This is a genomic window from Brevibacterium oceani (assembly GCF_013623835.1).
GTDB classification, from domain to species: domain Bacteria; phylum Actinomycetota; class Actinomycetes; order Actinomycetales; family Brevibacteriaceae; genus Brevibacterium; species Brevibacterium oceani.
The window spans coordinates 238,707-257,278 of record NZ_JABKDE010000001.1 but is presented as its reverse complement, the minus strand read 5'-3'; the positions used below and the strand labels follow the sequence as shown (position 1 = coordinate 257,278).

The following is an 18,572-nucleotide window of genomic DNA, read 5'->3' as shown; positions in this document are numbered from 1 at the left end:
TCTCCTTTAGATTCGTGGCGGGATGGGCGGAATGGTTCCGTTCGTGATCCCCGCAATGAGCACGTCGATATAGTCTTCAGCTTTTTCTAACTGGTTGACGCGTTTCTCCAAACGTTCTATTTGGATGTTTTGTTGCGCAACAATCGCATTGAACTCAACCGTGTATTGTGCGCGTGCTTCTGTTTCGGATTGTGATTTGTTTCGTTTCGAGTTAACGAACGCGGTAATGATTGCGGCAAGGGTGGACGAACCCAGTACTGCGGCAATCAACGTGATTACTGTCCCGATGCTCATTCATCTAACCCCTGCCTCCGCTTAAACAGCAGTTTCAACGGCCCATCGAGAAGTTGGTTCAGGGAGAACCATCGGGCGGTAAGATATGAGAACAGGGCGATCATGAGGAACAATGCGAGACCTGAACCAGGGTTTTCGCCGGTCGCTACAACGTTAGTGATCGCGGCCACGTAAATGAGTGTTCCGGCAGCCATTGCGGGAATGGTTGCGTATTCAATCAAATACAGTCCACGCCATGCGGCAAATGCGGCAACAACACCAGACCCCATGAACACGCCCCAAATGGCGAGTTGAATAGGGTCGGCGGCGATTGCTACAGATACTGGTAGGGCAATGAAAACACCCCATGTTCCACCGAGTAGAAACATGAGGTGCCCAATACCGCGTGCAATACGTTCAGCGAGCGGGGGTGAATACTTAGTCATCACGACCCCACCGTGTAGCAAATACCGTCCCACGAAACCCAACTACAATTCACATTCGGGTAAACACGAACCGCACCATCAGAACCAATATTCACCGTCGCAGTATTACTGTTATTGTAATTCGGGGCCTTAGTCAAAAAACGGTGCTCATACGCGGGCCGATACTCTTCCGGCAACGTCGCAACATAATACCCATCCGAAGTAGACGCATAAAAATCATTACCACCAGTACGCGCAATCCGACCCTCAAGAACAACAATCTGCCCCTGACGAGTAGCACTCGGCCTAGAACCAGTCCCAGCCCACTCATACAAATCCGCATCAGGGCGTTCATAAACCGACGAAACGGGTAACCATGCGCGTGGCCCATCCTCGGACGCACCACCAGCACGGTACTCGGCCTTAATGTCATCGACCAGGCAGCGAGTACCCCACAAGACGTTATTAGCAGACGGCATATGATCGCTCGTGTCTACCGTAATCACCGGTGTGATCTTCGGGCGCACACGCTCAACAGTCGCCGACGTCAACAGTTGCGACGGTGTGCGGGTCAGCTTCCACAGCACAATATGGAAACGCCCCATAGTCGTAGGTGGTTCACCCGCATACATTTGCAAACTGATCGGACCACCAGAAGTAGTTGTCGCAGCCGGATCATACGTTAAACAAAAATGATACGTCGTGGTTGTTGAAACAGCCTGGACAGTGAATGTTTTATCCTCAGTCAACCTGTGATAAAAACCACGAAGCAAAGCCTGAGCAGTGTTCCTCGTGGTAGACACAGTAATCTTAACCGTGTCATTCTCATTCTCACGACCACGCAACCAATACGGTTGACCACCCTCATCAAGCACCCCGTCACCGAGACCGAGCGTGACGTACTGCCACATCTCATCATTCATCGGCTGATTAACAACCGGATAAGAAAACTCAGAACCAGAAGGCGGCTCATAAGTCGTAGTGATAAGTTCCTTCAACTCATCAATCTGCTGCTGAAGTTCTTCGGGCGTAGGATCAGCCATAATCGCCTCCCAATTATCGTGTCTGGTTACGGCGGACTTCCGCCCATATCTTCTTGTAAAGTTCTAGAACGGTCCCAGTGGACTCGTTGAGTTTCGATTCGTCAGCAACGGGACCGACCTGCATTTTCGTGACCCGGCCCTTTTCGTCCCACGACATTTCAGCAACCTGCAAAGTGTCCTGGATAAGTGACTCGTCAAGGTTCACAGTGATCTTGTCGCCAACAACATAGTCGCGGCCATAACGGAGGCGGGGAATATCGTTAGCCTCGAACGTGACCGATGCCTTCTCGCCCTTGTTTTCGAGTTCGTTTTCGGCAGCCTGTTGCAACTCGTCTTCATCGGAGGTTGATTGCCGGTCAACGAACTTTGTGACACGCCGGTTCCAGTCACCAACCTCGCTAGGGACACGCCACATTTTGCGGGTAGCACCAGAACCGACACCGCCCACGATTGCTTCCGTCGCTTCGGGGGCTTTGCGTTCCGTGGAGTACTCCCCCACCGCCCCGTTGTGACGTGTGAGGCGCACCGCTTTCGTGAGGTCTCGTGGTTCGCTGATACGGAACTGCAACTCTTGACCGGCCTGCCTGACCGTGAACAACAGTGACGCTGTGGTTGCTTGCGCTTGTAACACTTCGAGGATGTTCGTGAACCGTTCCGACACAGACACTTCGGCACCACGCCCACCGTCTGCCATGACAACAAGGTCACTGATTCGATAGTCGTCGGGTGCTGACGGTCCGATTTGTTCGTTGACGAGTTTCCTCATCACTGTTTCCGCCGCGCCCGTTGCTTTCCAAAGATCACTGTCGGCTTCGGCACCCTCCGTCGGGTTTGGTATCACCAGTGAGTCAGACAAATACGTGTCATCGGATACGCCAGAGATGGTGAGTGTGCGTGTACGGTTATCGCCCGACACGACGGTTTTCATTTCCGTGGCCGGACCGGATAGAACCTGGTTTCCGAACGTATCGAAGATTTGGATACCCCAACCAGGCTGGAAACGTTCAGAACGAACATTGTTCCCATCCACGGTCAGGGACCAGGTAGATACGTCGTTATTACGAATAACGCACGACCCTGCAATAACAGGGAGAGTACCCCGATGATGGAGAGTGGTGTCACGCATGAGAACTTTCACGATTCACCACCCCGTCAACCAAGTCTCCGAATACCGCAAACGCACAACACTGTTAGGGCGTGCGTTAACCATAGTTACCTTCACCGAGTTCAATCCCGGCGTTAAAGGGAAGAACGAATAATCATCATTTACCCGCGACCACAACTCACCATCAATAAGAGTGTCCGTGTAAATATCAGCAACAGTAGGCCGGTGATCCACTGTCACATCCTCATCGAATTCGCCCTCAATGAAAATGTTCTCTTCCGTGCCAGTGTTCTCGATCAGCAAATCCTCGCCGGGGCCGCTAATCTCCCACACCGGCCATGCGTTCGCATCACCCGAGATTTGCAACTGGTAAGCACCAGCCACGGTTGAGGATGCGAGCATGACCGGGAAGAACGGGATAGTGGCAGGCCCATCAAACGATGTAATGAACGGTTTACGCCCCGCATCAACCTTCCACTCAATAACCTGCTCAGCCCCGTACCACATGGGGTCAGGTGCTAGGAATTTGATTTGTGCATGCCGCCAAGTGAAATGCGAATCCGAACCACCGACAGCACCCTCTAACCCTTCCGTGTAGTACACGAAACGGCGGCGAACGGTGCCCAACGCCGGTGCCTCAACAGCCAGTTCAATCGGGTCGTCCGAGGCCGGACGTAGAACGTTTTCCAGCATGCGCGCGAGGAAAGCAACGGACGACGGATCATTGCCGCGCACCGAAATCGGTAGCATAACTTCCGATTCGTCGAACCGTTGCGAACGGAACACCGACCCATTAGCGGACGGCAGCGGGGTAGACTCCACCGACCTGCTAGGTAAACCGAAACCACGCGCCCCGTCCAACAGTTTGAACGGGGCCGTATGGTCATGAGTAGACAATTCAATCTCACCCACGGAAGACCGCAGAAACACTTTCAAAAACGGGTCCATTTATACTCCCATCGTGTAAAGTGCCTGCTTATCCGCAAACTCCTGAACAGTCTTCTTAGCAATACGTTCCTCAATGAGACCCGCATTATCGTTATTCACCACAAGCGACGGCGGCAGATTAGACACCACGGCCTTAGCCAATGCGTCATAATCGAGACCGCCACCCGAACGAGTATTCGGAATGAACGTGCGATTATCAGCAGAAACCAGGCGGCGCGTATCGGCAGCGTTCTTGATCTGCTCACCGCCGTTTAGGCGAATCGCTTCCGGCCCCTGCTCGCCAACCAAAGCCCAACCCGACTGGGCTGACTCGGTGCCGTTCGCGTACCAGTGATTGCGTTCCCAGAACGACCGGGCACCCTTAACGTCGCCGTAGCGTTGCTGAATGTACTTCAGTCCGTACTCAAGCTGCTTACGCGGATCAGAGGTCTTAGAACCACCGACACTGCCCCACGTACTGTTAAGGAACTGGAACAGGCCATACGCTGTAGACGTTGGGTTCTGGGCCTTCGGGTTCCAACCAGACTCACGAGTCAGCAACCAGTTCAGGTCACCGAACTGGTCTTCCCAACCCATCTGCTTGAGCATGTCCTTAGCCATTGTCTTAACCGGGCCGGAAGCAACATTCGAGAAGTCAGCCGAACCGGCGTTCTTCCCGTACTCCACGGCCTTCTTGACCAGACCCTCGGACACCTGCGACATGATGCCCTTGCCCAACTGGCCGAACTCACCAGAAGGCAACAGCTTCGAATACTTGCCGTAAATATCGGCGGTCAGTTTCTCAGCGGCCTTCTTGTACGATGCCTCAAGGTCAGTTCCGGCAGACACCTTCGCCCTGTCCAAGAACGGGTGTGACATTTCCCCACCCATACCCGGCAGACCACCAGCCATCGCATCCGACAGCGCCTGCAACGCGGCAATGTGGACGTGGTTATAGTGCATTGACTTAACCGCACCCGTGTACGTGTAATTCGAACCATTCTTGATCTGCTTATTCCCAGCCGGGGAATAAATCAGTTCGGCCAGATTCGCACCGTACTTATTGCGCCAGAAGTTGAAAATATCCATTGACGGGTTAACGTCAATAGCATTACCTCTAGCATGGTGGGACGTGTTACCCGAAGCCGTAATAGAACCGCCACGGTAAGCCGAATTCAGTGTTGCGTTCGGGAACTTCGCTTTAGTAATAGCCCACAGATTCCGCCAAACACCAGAATCCGCAAACGCATTCACACCAGGAACACGCCCATAAACACCACCAGTAGCGAAATGACCAGATTCCTGCATATGCAACAGGTCATCAAACCTGCCTTGACGCGCAGCATCATTCTGAGCCTTAACACCACGTTCGCCACCCATAGCACGCGTCCACTCGGGCCGCATGATCGCTTCCCCACCAGACAAATGCAACTCACCCGCTGTTGGTGAAACGAAACGGTGAATGTCAGCACCCGGCGAATAACCCGGCATCACACCACCCGAAGCGAACTTAATCGCCTGGGGTGACTTGAGCTTCACACCCACATCACCAAACGCTTTATTCACCGATGCAGTGAACTTAGACAGAACACCAATAAGCGAATTCAGGCGGTTACCCATCTCCGGTTTAGCCGCAGACATTTCACCGTCAATACCGTCACGAACAGCTTCCATGTTCGCGTTCGACGTTTTCAGAATCGACTCAAACCCGCGACTATTCAGACCCTTCAAATCGCCCAAACGAGAATCGTAATCCCCGTAAATGTTCGACATGGTAGTGTCCGTCGCAGTACGCATGTCACCGAACTTCAGCCCGGTAGTCTTCTTCAGCGACTCGAAATCCTCAGCAGACTTCTTCTTCATCTGATCCTGCTTATCAATCAGCATCAGACGCATAGATTCCTGCTGCTCTTCAGCCGCAGTACGCTGACCGGCCTGCTTCCTCGCTACCGTAGACCGCATTTCCTCCTGCTGAGTCTGCGTATCCAACAGCATCGCCGCATTCTGAGTCTGCGTGTTAAGTAGCATTGCAGCCTGCTGAAGTTGCGTATCAGTCAACTGCCCCAGATTCGATTCCTGAGTAGCCAACAACATGCCCGCCTGCGTCAACTGAACGTTCGCCAACATTCCAGCAAACCCATCAGAAACAGCCAGACCCATCGCAGCCATAGCCTCAAGCGTCGTAGCAGACATATCCTGCAACGCCGTACTAGCAAGACCCTCATCCGAATCCGTTACAGGGGCATCACCCGTAGACACATCAACAGACACGCCAGTAGTTGGGATAGCAGCCAAACCAAGCTCATCCGCCGCAGACTCAACATCCGCAACACCACCAAGCATGCCCTGCACAAGACCCTCAGCAGTAAACCCACCAAGTTCAGCCATCACCCGCGACGGCGAATGAATGCCAAGAACAGACTTGAACGTGGCTTCCATCGACTTCGCCAGGTTAGCGATAGCCTTCTCAACATTCGACTGCTGAGACTCAAGACCCTTAACGACACCATTAGCCGCATTCAGGCCACCGTCATAGAAACCCTCAGTAACATACTGGCCCGCAGCATTAGCGTACTTCTCGTAATCGTTCCAAGCACCCACATACGACTGAACCTCAGCATCCGACGCATCCAGGAAAGCATCAGCCATAGTCGAGCCTTCCTCGACACCAGCCTGCGCAATCTCCTGAATAATCGCACCAGGAATACCCTTAGCGGCAAGTTTCTTCAACTTCCCCGCGAACGCCTTCATAGCGCCCACATCAGCCGTCAAACGTCGAGTAGCACCAGAAACACCCGAATAAGTGGACCACTGCCCATTCTCGAAATTCTGATAATCCCCAACATCAACGCCACGACCATTAAGCAACGACGAAGAAACAGAATCACTAATGCCCTGAAGTTCAGTAGCCTTATCCTGAGCGGCCTTCAGTTTCTCATCAAGCTTCTCAGCCTTCGCATACAACTTCGTAAGAGAAGCCTCAAACTTACGAGCCGACGAATTAGCCTTCGAACGAGAAGCCTTAGACAAATCCTCATTCGAACCCAGACTGAACAACTCATCAACCTGAGACAAACCACCACTAAGACCAGAAGTAACAGAATCGCGGATCGTGCCACGACGAACATCAGTCCGCAAATCAGACTGCAACTCACCAACACGAGCACGACGCTCCTGCTCTTCCTTCTTCTTCTTAGCAGCAGCCTCAGCCGCCTCCTTAGCCTCCTTAGCCGCCAACTTCGCAGCCTTCTCATCAGCCGCTGCCTTAGCCTTAGCCGCCTTCAAAGACTTCTTAGCAGCCGCCAACTCATCCTCAGCCGCACGAACACGACGAGTAGCCGCAGCCTTAGCCTTAGACGACTTCGCATCCTGCTTCGCACGACGAGCATTCTTCAACGAATCAGAAGCCGAATCAACACGAGACTGAGCGGAAACAACACCACCCGAAGCCATAAGGTCAAGGCCGGGCATACGCTTCATGGCCTCGCCAAGAATCGCCATAGAACGACGAGAACCATCCAACGGGATATACGCTTCATCCACATCGGAACGGTCACCCACAACACGCCACGTATTCGGGTGAACCATCTTCGCAACCGGGTCCATCGGGCGCAGACCACCACCCGCATAGAACTCCATGATCGACCCAGCGGCCTCAAACGTTGACCCATGACGAGACGTTTTGTACTTAGTCTGGTCGCCTTCCTTGCGGACATAGACCTCATTGACCTTGACCCAAACAGTCTTGTCCTTGATCTTGTCCATCCACTCTTTGGTGGTCTTCAGCTTGGAGACAGCGCCTTCAGAGTTGAGCTTGATGTCGGTTTTGATCTGCTTGGGCGTCTTGAGGACCTGATCCACATACGCCTTGGCCTTCTTCTCCGAACCGAAGAAAGCCGTAGCCATGCGGATCATCTCGTCACGATTCGCCTTATGCTTCTTCGTGACCGAAGCAACAGAGTCACCGCGCTCAATGTTCGCCGCAGTTTCCTCGTTAATGTTCCGAATCTGAGCATCCAGCAGCTCGTTGTTCTTACGCCCCGCCTCGGTGCTGTCATCGAGCGATGTTTTACCGCTCTTGATGGCTTCCGTCAGGTCGTCCCAGCCAGCCTCAACTTGCCGTGCGGCCTCGCGAGCACTGAGCGTTTCCGAACCGAACCCGCGAATCTCATCAGCCAGCGCCGCCAGCTTCTCCTTGGTCGAGTCCGCCTTGTCGCCCATGCCCGAGACCGCTTCGGCCACCGCATCAGACGCACCGGAAACAGAAGCCAGCGCAGGTGGCAACTCGCCGGACGCCATCCAAGCAAGTTTTTCCTGCTCGGTAACAGCAACGCCCGCCTCGTTAGCAACACCCATCAGGGCTTTCTCGTATTCGGGGAAGAGCGCAGCAGCGTCCTTAACCGAATACCCCTGCGCCTCGAACGAATCAGCCACCTTGGAGAACGTCTCCGCAGCGAGTTCGCCGTTACCGGAACTAGCCAGATTGGCTACAGCCTCATCCAGCTCATAGAACTGGTCGCGGGCCTTGCTTGTCGTACCGAGAGCCTTGTTGATGGCGTCCCCGCCAAGGCTCTCGTTGATGAACTTGTTGAACGGGTCGCCCTTGTACATGACAGACTCAATGGCGCTGTCAAGGTCGCGGACGTTACCGGCCAGCTTCCCGCCATCTTTAGCCTGGAACAGTTTGTCCAGTTCGGTATTCGTGTGGCCCGATTGCTGAGCCGCCTTGATGAGCGCATTCGTAATGTCCTCGACGCCCTGCACGGCAGGCTTTGTCGAAATTGCGTTATACGCAGCCGCCGCAAGCTGAAGCCCAACCCAAGCGCCAGCCGCGATTCCCGCAGCCTTACCAATGTTCCTTAGCGCCGTGGCAGTCTTCCCGCCACCGCCAATGGCCGAGAGCGTCTTATCGAGTGTCGTGGAGGAATTGCGCAGCGTGTTGACGGCAGTGATCGTTTCGACGATCCGGGGTGCCAGCACAAGGAATCCACCAGCGGCAAGAGCCAGTGTTCCGACAACACCACCGATGGCCGCACCGAACCTCAGTACGGGTTCAGGCAGGTCTCCAAACCACGATGCAACACCAGCCAGCGCCTGCGCGACACCTGCAATCGCGGGAAGGAACGTGCCGCCAATCGTGATGGCAGTATCCTTCAGCGAGTTACCGGCCATTTTGATCTTGGAATCAGCAGTTTCGTAACGCTTCGCGGCTTCCTGGGCGAGCGCGGTCCCGCGCTCAAATTCATCGTTGCCGGTCTTCAGCGCATCGGACAGAACATCCCCGGACGCGGAGAGGCGCAGCAGTGCATCAGACTCACGGATGCCGGTAATTCCAAGATTGGTGAGAGTCCCGTTGACGTTCTCGCCCTGCGCCTGTGCGTTTCCGAGGCCCTGAATGAATGAGTTAAGTGCGCCACCAGCATCATCGCGCCAGGCGGCGGAGAAGTCGTCAGAAGACATCCCCGCGATGCGCGCGAACTCGGCAACCTTGTCTCCTCCGCCGGCGACCTCGTTGCCGATCTTCTTCATGACCATCGAAATGGCCGTACCGCCAGCCTCCGCGTCAATGCCCACCGAAGACAGCGCCGTCGCGAGGCCGAACACGTCGCCCTCAGTTAGACCAGCCTGCTTACCAACGCCGGCAATGCGCATCGACATTTCAACGATTTCGCGCTCAGTCGTAGCAAAGTTGTTACCCAGCCCGACGATGGAGGCACCCATCTTGCCGAAATCATTCTGGGACGTGCCCATAATGTTCGAGAGGCGGGCAAGGGACGTGGCGGCATCTTCGGCAGACAGGTTCGTCGATTCGCCCATGTCGATCATCGTTTTCGTGAACGACACAACATTCTCAGTCTTGATGCCAAGCTGACCGGCAGCCTCAGCGACAGCCGCAATCTCCTCGTGCGACGCAGGCAGAACCTTCGTCAGCCCGCGAAGCCCTTCCTCAACCTTTGCCAGTTGACGGGGTGACCCGTCAACGGTTTTCAACACACCCGCGAAAGCGGACTCCCACGACATTGCCGCCTTTGCCGACAGGCCCAGCGCACCCACGACGACACCGCCGAACGTCGCCATAGCAGTGCCCGCCGTGGTCAGTTCACTGCTGTAGCGAGTGATCTGCTTCATGGCGTTACCCGTGCGGGTGTTCGACTTATCCCAGGCGGTCTCAGTCTTCTGCGCGGCATCAACTGCCGCCTTCGACGCGGCCTGCATGTCCGCCTTGAAAGAGTTCACCTTCGCAGAAAGTACTACGCTTACAGTACGCGATTCGGCCATAAGAGATTGCCCCCTGCTAAAAAGTGAGTTAGAATAAGCGGCCAAGAGGCCAAAACAATTTAGGGAGAAGCCATGAAGACAAAGCCGTCAACGAACCTGTTCCTGCTCGCCGCAGCAATCCTCATATTCGGGCTGGTCGTGAACACCGCATCGACAACAAACACCGTCGTCGCAATCGGGTTCTGCGCGGCACTAGTAGTGGCTCTCATCGCCGCGTTCGTAAAAATCCGGGAAAACAAGAAGATCAATCGTCCTTAACGACGAACGTTTTCTCGCCCTTCTCGGGTTCCCTCGACCCTTCCCGGAACATCTCCAACTCCGCACACCCAACACACGTCGTAGTGCGAACGTCGTAATCATGCGGATGATCCCCAGACGTGAGCGACATGGGTTTACCACAACCCCCGCACAGGTCCGCCTCATACACGGTCAACGCCAACGCGAACGCACGATCCTTGCCTGTGAACTTCTTCCCAGGCTTACGCTCACCCCGCAGCACGGACACGGGAACACCCCACGCCCGTGCTGTACGGGTTTCCGTCAGACTGTTCAGCCCGCGTTCGTTCGCCCAGGCTTCAGCGATTTTGGGACAAACGAACCCGGATCAGTCGAAGTCAGGTCATAAAACGCGCCCTGCAACTTCTGGAACTGGGGCGCACCCAGCTTCCCCGCCGCAACACGCATCTGATCAACCGTGAACACCGGCGCACCAGTCTCATCAACAACAGCAGCCGTCAGAATATGCAGACCCGTCTCATACTGAAGAATGGCGGCAGAAGCATTCGACGAAGCCCTCCGCACCGATTCCTTAATCTCCTTCGGATCGCCCACCTCGGACCGCTTGCACTCTTCGCGCGCATAACCGGCAGCTTCCTTCGCCGCCTCATCCGCACGATCCGCAGCAGCCTTACGAGCTTCCTTCGCCAGCCGGTCAATCGTTTCCTGATCGAGAGCCTGCACAATGAACTCAACAGCCGATTCCTGAAGCTCGGCCTGTAGACGCTCCTGCTTCTCCACCAGTTCGGCACGCTCAGCACCAGCAGTCATATCCTGCTCGGTATCGTCGTTGGTTTCGAAGGCGGCGAGGTCTTCCTCAACCGCAATCAGCTCACCAGCCAGATCGGCCCGCTGGAAAATAGTTACCTTCGTCTGCGCAGTACGAATACCGGCCAGGAAGTCATCAGGGTTGAAACTTGCGCTCATAATCATCATCTCCATGTGTGATTCTCCATGAGGGTATGACTCTCGGCACGGCCATGGAGGAACCGTGCCGAGAGGGATTTTGGGCACAGAAAAGGCACCGGGTAAACCGGTGCCTTTTCTAAACGATTGAGTGGCTAGTCTTTATCGCGGTCACTGTGGGTAAACAGGTCCAGCCGCTTCGCCCGAGCCGCTTCAGCCGCTTTTTCGGCGGTGTCGAACGTCCCGACGTAAACCGTTCTCCCCTTGTGGCCGACGCGCGCAACAAACTTGTTCCGTTTTATCGTTACGCCACGGAAGCCTGTGGGAGTATTCGAGTTGGATGAGACGCGATGCTCGCCGTTCTGCTTGTGGGAAATAGCGCGCAGATGCTCAGGGTTGACGCAAGTCCTGCTGTCGCAAGTATGGTCGATCTCGGTCCCCTCGGGGATCGTGCCGTAAGCAAGCTCGAAAGAATATCTATGTGCACGGACCATCTTGCTCCGTGCCGGTGAGAAGTAGCCATATCCGCTACCGGTTACGCCGCCAGTCCATTCCCAGCAGTCAGAAGATTTATCCACCTTCGCCCAGAACCTGGTCCCTGGCGGGATTGGGCCGGGCATAAATTCTCCCGCGATCTTAGCGCGGCGGTAGTGCATTGGGCATAAGCCCCGCCCGGTACGCTTCTTTGCGCAACCTTCGATGATGCATGTATAATCAGCCATAGCCACTCCTTACAGTGGTCAGCCCTCGGTTTAGTGTTGCAAGCACTGCCGGGGGCGTTATTAATTTGTGCTACCGCTGTACCACAGTGGCACTATCTTCTGTAGTGCCACTGTGATTATGTGGGAATAGATCAGCCGCCAGCGACGGGGCCAACTTCACCATTGACCCAAAGGTCCTGGTAAGCGCCCGTCACCTTTTTCTTTACATAGCCGGTGCGGTCGACCTGCTGGGGGTTATCAGTGATGAACTCGAAGCCGTCAACCTCGTCACCGACCGCCCAATCGTCCGTGGACTTCTTGGAAGTCTCACGCTGGTAGAGCCAAAGGCGGGTGCCCTTGAACTTGGTGGCCTGGAAAACCGCGTCACCAATCTCGTCAGCCTCAGTTTCCTCAGCGGAACCATCGGTGCCGAAGTAACGGAAAGGGGTGAACTCGATAGTTGCGTTCGAGGGACCAAACGCGACCGCGTTTCCTTCGATGCAGAGTTCCTTTTCCTCGACGGTTTCCGAGGCGGTTGCGGTGACATTGTAATCTGCCGAGTTAATGCGGCAAGATGCGTCGATGCCAGCCGTCAGCTCTGCAACCGTGGGGTGCAGAGGATCGGCAGGCTTGGTAGAGAGAATAGCGACCTTTGTGTGACCGTCAGCCAAACTTTTCGGCAATTTGATCAGCCTTCCTTTTCAGTGTTAGAAGAAATGAAGTCGGGGATTTTCGGTGCCTCGACTGGCTTAGGCTTAGCCGCCCGCGCCTTGGGAGTTGCAGAAAGATTCGGGAAAATCTTTAGGTGAGTCTTCGGAACCCGCCCAACCTTCTTCCCGGTCGTTTTGTCGTACGCTTCAACGAAAGCGTCTTCATCGAATGTGTGAGCCAACTTGTCTCCTTTAGGGCATAAGAAAAGCCCCGGCAGGAGACCGAGGCTAGATAAACGGGTAATGGCCTATTTGGTTACGTCGTAAATGTCCACACAGAACGCAGGATGACGACCGGAACCAGTTATCACTTCGTCACGATCCACCTGGGTTGGTTGATGGTCACGAATCTTCAATGTGAACCCGGCAACCTGAATCGGGAACCCGTTAGGCTGCAACAGTGAGCGCACCTGCTGATGCACAATCCGCACACCCGCAGCAGTACCAGCAGCAACGGTGACACCAACACGGTCGGAAACTCCGTCAGCTTGTGAGCCGAGGTTCTGTTCCGCGTGCGGGCGAGAATCACCGCCCCAAACAAGAATGTAAGGGAACGCGGGTGATGCGTCGGTTACGTCAGTGTCGTATACCTGGTATCCGAGTGTTCGCAGGGTTGCGATTAGTTCAGAGAACATTTTTGAGTATGTCTCCTATCGCTTTCTCGAACTTCGGTGCCTCTTCGTTGACGGGGCCAAGGAAGTCCACGGTTCCGCCGCCGCGAGATGTTCCGAAATAGGCGACGTTCGCCAAGTTTCCCGGCTCGCCCCGCCCGCGCCTGGGGCCAATCTCGGCCTCAACGGCGTTCGGGGTTACGTTCATGTCGAAGTCAACCGAGTATTTCAGGCCCTTCTTGTTCCCGAAGTATGTGTGACCGTCAAAGGCATCTTGCATGCCCTTCTTGACGTTCATGGCACCCTTGAACACTGATTTTTCAACCTCTTTGAGAGCTTTGTCTCCAACTTTCCCGAGGTCGTGCGAGAGTGTTTCTAGTTCTTTCGCGTTAATGTCCATTTACGCCGCCTTGAAATCAACGAACGCCCTGTATGCTGTTGCGAGGGATTTGAACGGCGCATCCTGGGTGATCCGATATTCGGTGCCGACAAGGTTCGCGTCGAAGGAATCGACACACACCGCCACATGATCCACCTGGGGGCGATAACCACCGACCGGCAAATGCAGTGACATGCGCTGAACGGTAGACGTGTGCCCAATCGTTTCCGGGTTACGTTCATACCCTTCGTACGATTGCAGCTTGCCCTTGCCCTCATACACGGTGATCTGCTGGTCGGGTCCAGGTAGGCCAGTCAGGTCATCTACAGCACCTTTTTCGACCCTGTAGATGCGCCACTGGTCAACCATGAGTGATTCCGCTAACCGCCGCCCTTGTAGGATTGCGGCGCGGGCGCTCATAGTGTCCTCACAACATGCGTGGACTGCCCGTAACGAGACTTCAGTGCGTCTTCCACCCTTTGGGGTAGAACGAACCCGCTAGAGTCACCACCGGCCTGCCAACCTTTCCGGTAGTCATCAATCGACACGTAAGCGACACCACCAGAGTGGAGCGCGCCAAGGTCGTCAATGGAAGACAGAACATCAGCGGCAAGGACACATGCCCACGCCTTCAGTTCATCCGGTACGGTGGCGTAACCAACCGTGTACGTGACCTCGACCAGCGAATGCCCGCGAACCTTCACCGCATTATCCAAATGCAGGAAGTCCGCGTCTTCACCGTCGACAGTCACCGACTCGACGGACACAATAGGCGAACCCGGCAGATGCACCCATTTTTCGCCCGCACTCAAATAGTCACGCACAGTGACCTGTGCGGGCGGGCTTACCTGCGCACCAATAACGCCACGCAGGTAAGCGGTCGCATCCGTTAAAGCGAACTCAGCGATCTGACGTTCGCCAGATTCGAGGGTCCGCCCAAGCCGCGACTCAAGATCATTGATAGTTGCGAACATGGTCACCCTCCAATCAGGTCAGGTCAGCCTTCGCCGCCGCCCGTAACAGCCGGGGTGATGACCGAGAACGGGTAAGGGTTCTCTCCACCTTCACGGGTGAACTTCGGTGCGGCGGTGGCGAAACCAACACGGAACTTGAAGCGGAGGGCGATCATGTCGCGCTCAGCAAGGTTCACAGCGTTCGCACCAGTGCCGAGGGTGGCCTGGTCGAGGAGCTTCACTTCCATATCCGAACGGATACCGATGATCGCCTTATCGCGGTCACCGACGAGAGCAACCGACTCTTCGCGGTCCCACGAACCGTTACGAACCCAGTAGAGTTCCTGCCCGAAAATCTGGGCGGTGTTGTTGTCCGAGCGGAGACCATCAAGGTAGATGGGGTTGCCGTTCGCGTCGCGGAGTCCACGGAGCTGACGGCGAATGTTGCGGCCAGCGTAGGCAACGTTTACGTCGAAGCCTTCGTCCTCGACCTGTCCGAATGCTTCGTTGAAGTCATCGGCAAGATCAACGCCAGTACCGGCAACAACCTGGTTTCCGGCAGCAATAGCGCCCGGAACAAGTGCGTCATCAGTCCAGGTGGCGGGCTTGTCGGTGCCGTAGAACACGGCCTCGTCGAGCTTCCGACCGAACGCCTCAGCAACGAGCGGGCGGACCTGGCCCCAAATGTCGAAGTCCTGGTCCTCAATCACGTTCTCGTGAATGGGGATGATGACGGCAAGCTCTTCGGCGGTGAGGTACTTGTTTTCCCAGTTCACCTTCGACTGGGGCTTAACGTTCCCGGCTCCGGTTGCGCCTTCACCAACGAACCCAACATCAGGGAGGGCCGCGAGAACCGGCATGCGGTGCTGCTTGGCGGGCATCCGAATGTTACGGAAAGTAGAGAGAGCGGCAGAAGACTGGGTAGCCTCCTGAATGATGTCGCCAACGCTCGCTTCCTTCAGAAGCGCGAGAGCGTCAGCACGAGTAATATCAGCCACAGTGTGGCTCCTTTCGTGTGATTAGTTCTTTCCAGCAGCCGACCGCAACAGGTCGTTTAGAGTCGGCTCGCGCTTCGCGGAGTCGTTGCGACTACCACCATCCGCGCTGTCTTGAAACCGTTTAGCCGGTGCGGCCAAATAGGGTTTCTTTTCCAGCAGTCCCTTGATCGCGTCGGCAATATCAGTTTCATCAACTGAACCGTCTTCGCTCACGTCGAACTGTGAAAGATCAATGAACGCGAGTGCATCGTTCGGGTCCGCAATAAGCCCCTTAGCGGCGGCTTTCACCTCCGTGCGGATAATCCGTTCAGCAACCTTCGCGTTAGCTTCCTGGACCGCCTGAGCGCGTATAGCGTCAGTGTCTACAGGGTCCGGTTCCTCCTTCGACGCTTCATGCTCTCGGAGCTTCTGCGCCAGTTCCCGACGTTTAGCTTTCTCGGCCTCGTAGGCTTTGAGCAGTGCGTCAGGGTTCTTAACCTCCGTCGTTGATTCCTCAGTCTGTTCGGTTTCGGTTTCTTCAACTTCGGGGGTGGTGTTTTCTTCCGTCATTCTTTCCTCCATTGCGGGCCAACCATTGCGGTCAGAGAATGTATTTGTAGAACCGCAGAAGCTCGACTGCTTCAGCGGGGGTTTTAGCGTTCTTGAAGATCGTTTCCGGGGTCATACGCGCCCCCCGGCCTGTGCGACCGTAAGAACCGCGACGGGTAATTCCCTCGCGCGTGTATCGTTCACCGCCAGCCGTGTAGACACCGCCGCGATTAGTGGCGTTCACGACCTGGAAAATATCGGCACCCTGCCGAATCGCTTCAGCGTTCGCCTGCCCGAACCGTTCGTCTTGTTCCTCGCGAGTCATGGACTCGAAGGCGGCATGCGGATCGGTGGTAGGGTCGTCGTCTTTGTTTTCTGCGGCGGGAATGTGCGTGCACTTGCATCCGGGGTGCCGCAGGAATGCTTCTTGTGATTGGTAGCGGCGACCGGCGAGGATGATGCACCGCGAGCATGCACCTGGGGACACCATGCGCGTGTACCCGCCAACCCAGCCTTGTTTCAGGCCAGAGGCGCGTGTACCCATTGCTGTGGCGGTGGATTGCCTGGCCTGGTCGGTGACGGTGGTGATGATCGAGTTTGCGAACCGTGCCCGCCCAGACTGCAATGCCTGGGCGGGCGACCAGCCCTGGCCGATTAACCCTTTGACGGCACCAATGGAGCCGCCAAGGAACGCGGCCAGGGAAATGCCCGACCCGGTGAACTCACGAAATGCGTCAGCGTTCACCCGACCAGCCGGGGAATCAGTGACACCATGCGCACCGGCCATGCGCGCCAGATACGTGTCAGACTGGGCGGCAGCGGCAACCTGGGCGGCACCCACCAACGCAACCGCCGAAGGTGCCACCAAACGCCACGACGCATCCAGGTTGTCAACATCAACCATCCGCCATGCTTTATCCGCCTCATAGACGGCGGCAGACGTAATATTATTGACCGTCCGCTGGTGGTTCTTCGCTACCGTCTCCACGCTCACCAGGAACCTCCACATTCGGATTCTCAGCAGCCGCAGTAATAGCGTTCATGCCCTGCTCAATCGCCGCTTCCTGTTCCTTATCCCGCATAGCAATAATCTGCTTAATGTCTTCCGGTGATTTACCGTCCTCCATCAGCAACCATTCGAACGGGTAACCAATCTGCTTCTTCTTAATCAGTGAATCGGCCAACTGGTTTTCGGAACGGTTCTCAGCGTTACGCCACAAAACATTTCCACGACGCGCTTCATCCGCGAGAGCTTTATTGCCCCGAACCAAAGCGATTTGACGGAACACGCGACGAATAGCAGGTGAGAAGAACATTTGCTGTTCCTGCACCTTCTTCGCCAAACCAGTCTCGGCTGCAACAAGGGCATCACCAGACAGGTTAGATAGACCCTTATTCGCTACAAGGTAGTGGGGCGGCGTGCGGGTTTGGGCCGCAATATGACCGACCGCTTCTTCAATGACCGCAGTGAACACATCGAGCTTCGCGGCATCGAACTGGTCAATCTTCGTAGTCTGCCCCGTCAACCACAGCAAACGCCCATTGGCAAGGTCATCAATCTTGACCGTCTTCTCGCCCACAACACTGCCGGAAGCGTCCATGATCGGCATCTTCGGGGGTTCCTGGCCCATCACAACACGGGCAGGGAACGACGCATGATCCGCAGCCGTAAACAGATACGCCCACAACAGGTTAATCGCGTTCTGCATAGACATGGTGCCCTCAATATCGCTAAGGGGAACACCACGCAGAGTGGGCCGGTTCGGGAACTCCGTAACCGGCACCTCACCCAACGGGTTAGGTTGCGGGTTAGGGGCATCACCACGTTCACGCAACAGCCACGTACCAGCCAACATGGCCTGACGTTTCTGCTCCGGCCACGAACGCGCATCCTCAACAGTCTTCGACGGGCGAGAGAACTTCCACACCTGATCCGCCGTGAACAGAGTTGCGAACTCTGTTTCATCGTCACGCCACACCTTCAACGCGGCAGTGTAAAGACGGGGATTCTCATAGTCGTATTCGGCCTCAACGAACGCCGGATGCTCCCACGTGACAACCGGCTCCCCATCCTCATCGCCCCACACGAGAACATGAGAACGTTTAGACACAATCGAACCAAGAAAACCCTGCGACGATTGAATATCCATCTCATTATCAAGCCAGTCACGCCACAACTGAGACTCAGAATCCGTAGCCTTAACCGTTGACGTGTCCAACTTGAACCCATCAACATGCAAACGCTCAGCCGGGGCATTAGCAACCACACCACACCAGTTATCCGAGAACCCCGCATACCTGTTCTGGTGAAACTTGCGCCACTCATCCGAAGCATAAGCCAACGGTTGCTTACCCTCGTAATATGCCTCTAACGTCTCAATAGACGAAGACCTATGCGCAATCCGGTTATACAGTTTCTCCACCCTCAGACGGGCGCTATCAAGCGTTTCCACACGCC

At 55.5% G+C, this 18,572-nt stretch carries 18 protein-coding genes; 1 reads left to right on the top strand and 17 read right to left on the bottom strand.

Annotated features, from left to right (window positions below):
- Positions 1-6 precede the first annotated feature (6 nt).
- From HK401_RS01255 to HK401_RS01230, 6 genes are read right to left on the bottom strand one after another with little or no spacing between them, the layout of a single operon-like run.
- Positions 7-294: a hypothetical protein gene (locus HK401_RS01255; protein WP_181272841.1), complete on the bottom strand. Its 288-nt coding sequence runs from the start codon at positions 292-294 to the stop codon at positions 7-9.
- On the bottom strand, positions 291-719 hold the full coding sequence (locus HK401_RS01250) for a hypothetical protein (protein WP_181272840.1): 429 nt from the start codon (positions 717-719) through the stop codon (positions 291-293). The genes HK401_RS01255 and HK401_RS01250 overlap by 4 nt, the downstream gene beginning before the upstream one ends.
- On the bottom strand, positions 719-1,741 hold the full coding sequence (locus tag HK401_RS01245) for a hypothetical protein (RefSeq protein ID WP_181272839.1): 1,023 nt from the start codon (positions 1,739-1,741) through the stop codon (positions 719-721). Before HK401_RS01245 ends, HK401_RS01250 begins: the two co-directional genes overlap by 1 nt.
- Before the next feature lie 13 nt (positions 1,742-1,754).
- Entirely contained in the window at positions 1,755-2,867 is a 1,113-nt protein-coding gene (locus HK401_RS01240; protein ID WP_181272838.1) for a Gp37-like protein, read from the bottom strand.
- A 15-nt stretch (positions 2,868-2,882) separates the two neighbouring features.
- Entirely contained in the window at positions 2,883-3,794 is a 912-nt protein-coding gene (locus tag HK401_RS01235; RefSeq protein ID WP_181272837.1) for a phage tail family protein, read from the bottom strand.
- Positions 3,795-10,010: a phage tail tape measure protein gene (locus HK401_RS01230; RefSeq protein ID WP_181272836.1), complete on the bottom strand. Its 6,216-nt coding sequence runs from the start codon at positions 10,008-10,010 to the stop codon at positions 3,795-3,797.
- Between the two features lie 114 nt (positions 10,011-10,124).
- Between HK401_RS01230 and HK401_RS01225 the strand changes: the two genes are divergently transcribed.
- Positions 10,125-10,310 (top strand): hypothetical protein, encoded by a 186-nt coding sequence (locus tag HK401_RS01225; protein WP_181272835.1) that lies wholly within the window; start codon positions 10,125-10,127, stop codon positions 10,308-10,310.
- A 291-nt stretch (positions 10,311-10,601) separates the two neighbouring features.
- Here the strand turns inward: HK401_RS01225 and HK401_RS01220 are convergent, their stop codons facing one another.
- From HK401_RS01220 to HK401_RS01170, 11 genes are all read right to left on the bottom strand, one after another.
- A complete protein-coding gene (locus HK401_RS01220) occupies positions 10,602-11,270 on the bottom strand; it encodes a hypothetical protein (protein ID WP_181272834.1) in 669 nt (222 codons plus the stop codon).
- A gap of 119 nt (positions 11,271-11,389) precedes the next feature.
- A complete protein-coding gene (locus tag HK401_RS01215) occupies positions 11,390-11,956 on the bottom strand; it encodes an HNH endonuclease signature motif containing protein (protein ID WP_181272833.1) in 567 nt (188 codons plus the stop codon).
- A gap of 131 nt (positions 11,957-12,087) precedes the next feature.
- On the bottom strand, positions 12,088-12,618 hold the full coding sequence (locus HK401_RS01210) for a phage tail tube protein (RefSeq protein ID WP_181272832.1): 531 nt from the start codon (positions 12,616-12,618) through the stop codon (positions 12,088-12,090).
- Between the two features lie 5 nt (positions 12,619-12,623).
- Positions 12,624-12,827 carry a hypothetical protein gene (locus HK401_RS01205; protein WP_181272831.1) on the bottom strand — a complete coding sequence of 68 codons (204 nt, stop codon included), beginning with the start codon at positions 12,825-12,827 and terminating at the stop codon, positions 12,624-12,626.
- Positions 12,828-13,269: 442 nt separating this feature from the next.
- On the bottom strand, positions 13,270-13,656 hold the full coding sequence (locus HK401_RS01200) for a hypothetical protein (protein WP_181272830.1): 387 nt from the start codon (positions 13,654-13,656) through the stop codon (positions 13,270-13,272).
- On the bottom strand, positions 13,657-14,055 hold the full coding sequence (locus HK401_RS01195; RefSeq protein ID WP_181272829.1) for a DUF6093 family protein: 399 nt from the start codon (positions 14,053-14,055) through the stop codon (positions 13,657-13,659).
- Positions 14,052-14,609, bottom strand: coding sequence for a hypothetical protein (locus HK401_RS01190; RefSeq protein ID WP_181272828.1), 558 nt, complete (start codon positions 14,607-14,609; stop codon positions 14,052-14,054). Before HK401_RS01190 ends, HK401_RS01195 begins: the two co-directional genes overlap by 4 nt.
- A 23-nt stretch (positions 14,610-14,632) precedes the next feature.
- Complete coding sequence (locus tag HK401_RS01185) at positions 14,633-15,586, bottom strand: phage major capsid protein (RefSeq protein WP_181272827.1); 954 nt, start codon at positions 15,584-15,586, stop codon at positions 14,633-14,635.
- A gap of 21 nt (positions 15,587-15,607) precedes the next feature.
- Entirely contained in the window at positions 15,608-16,135 is a 528-nt protein-coding gene (locus HK401_RS01180; RefSeq protein WP_181272826.1) for a phage scaffolding protein, read from the bottom strand.
- 31 nt (positions 16,136-16,166) lie between these two features.
- Complete coding sequence (locus HK401_RS01175) at positions 16,167-17,108, bottom strand: VG15 protein (RefSeq protein ID WP_181272825.1); 942 nt, start codon at positions 17,106-17,108, stop codon at positions 16,167-16,169.
- On the bottom strand, positions 17,062-18,567 hold the full coding sequence (locus HK401_RS01170) for a phage portal protein (protein ID WP_181272824.1): 1,506 nt from the start codon (positions 18,565-18,567) through the stop codon (positions 17,062-17,064). Before HK401_RS01170 ends, HK401_RS01175 begins: the two co-directional genes overlap by 47 nt.
- Between the last annotated feature and the right edge of the window lie 5 nt (positions 18,568-18,572).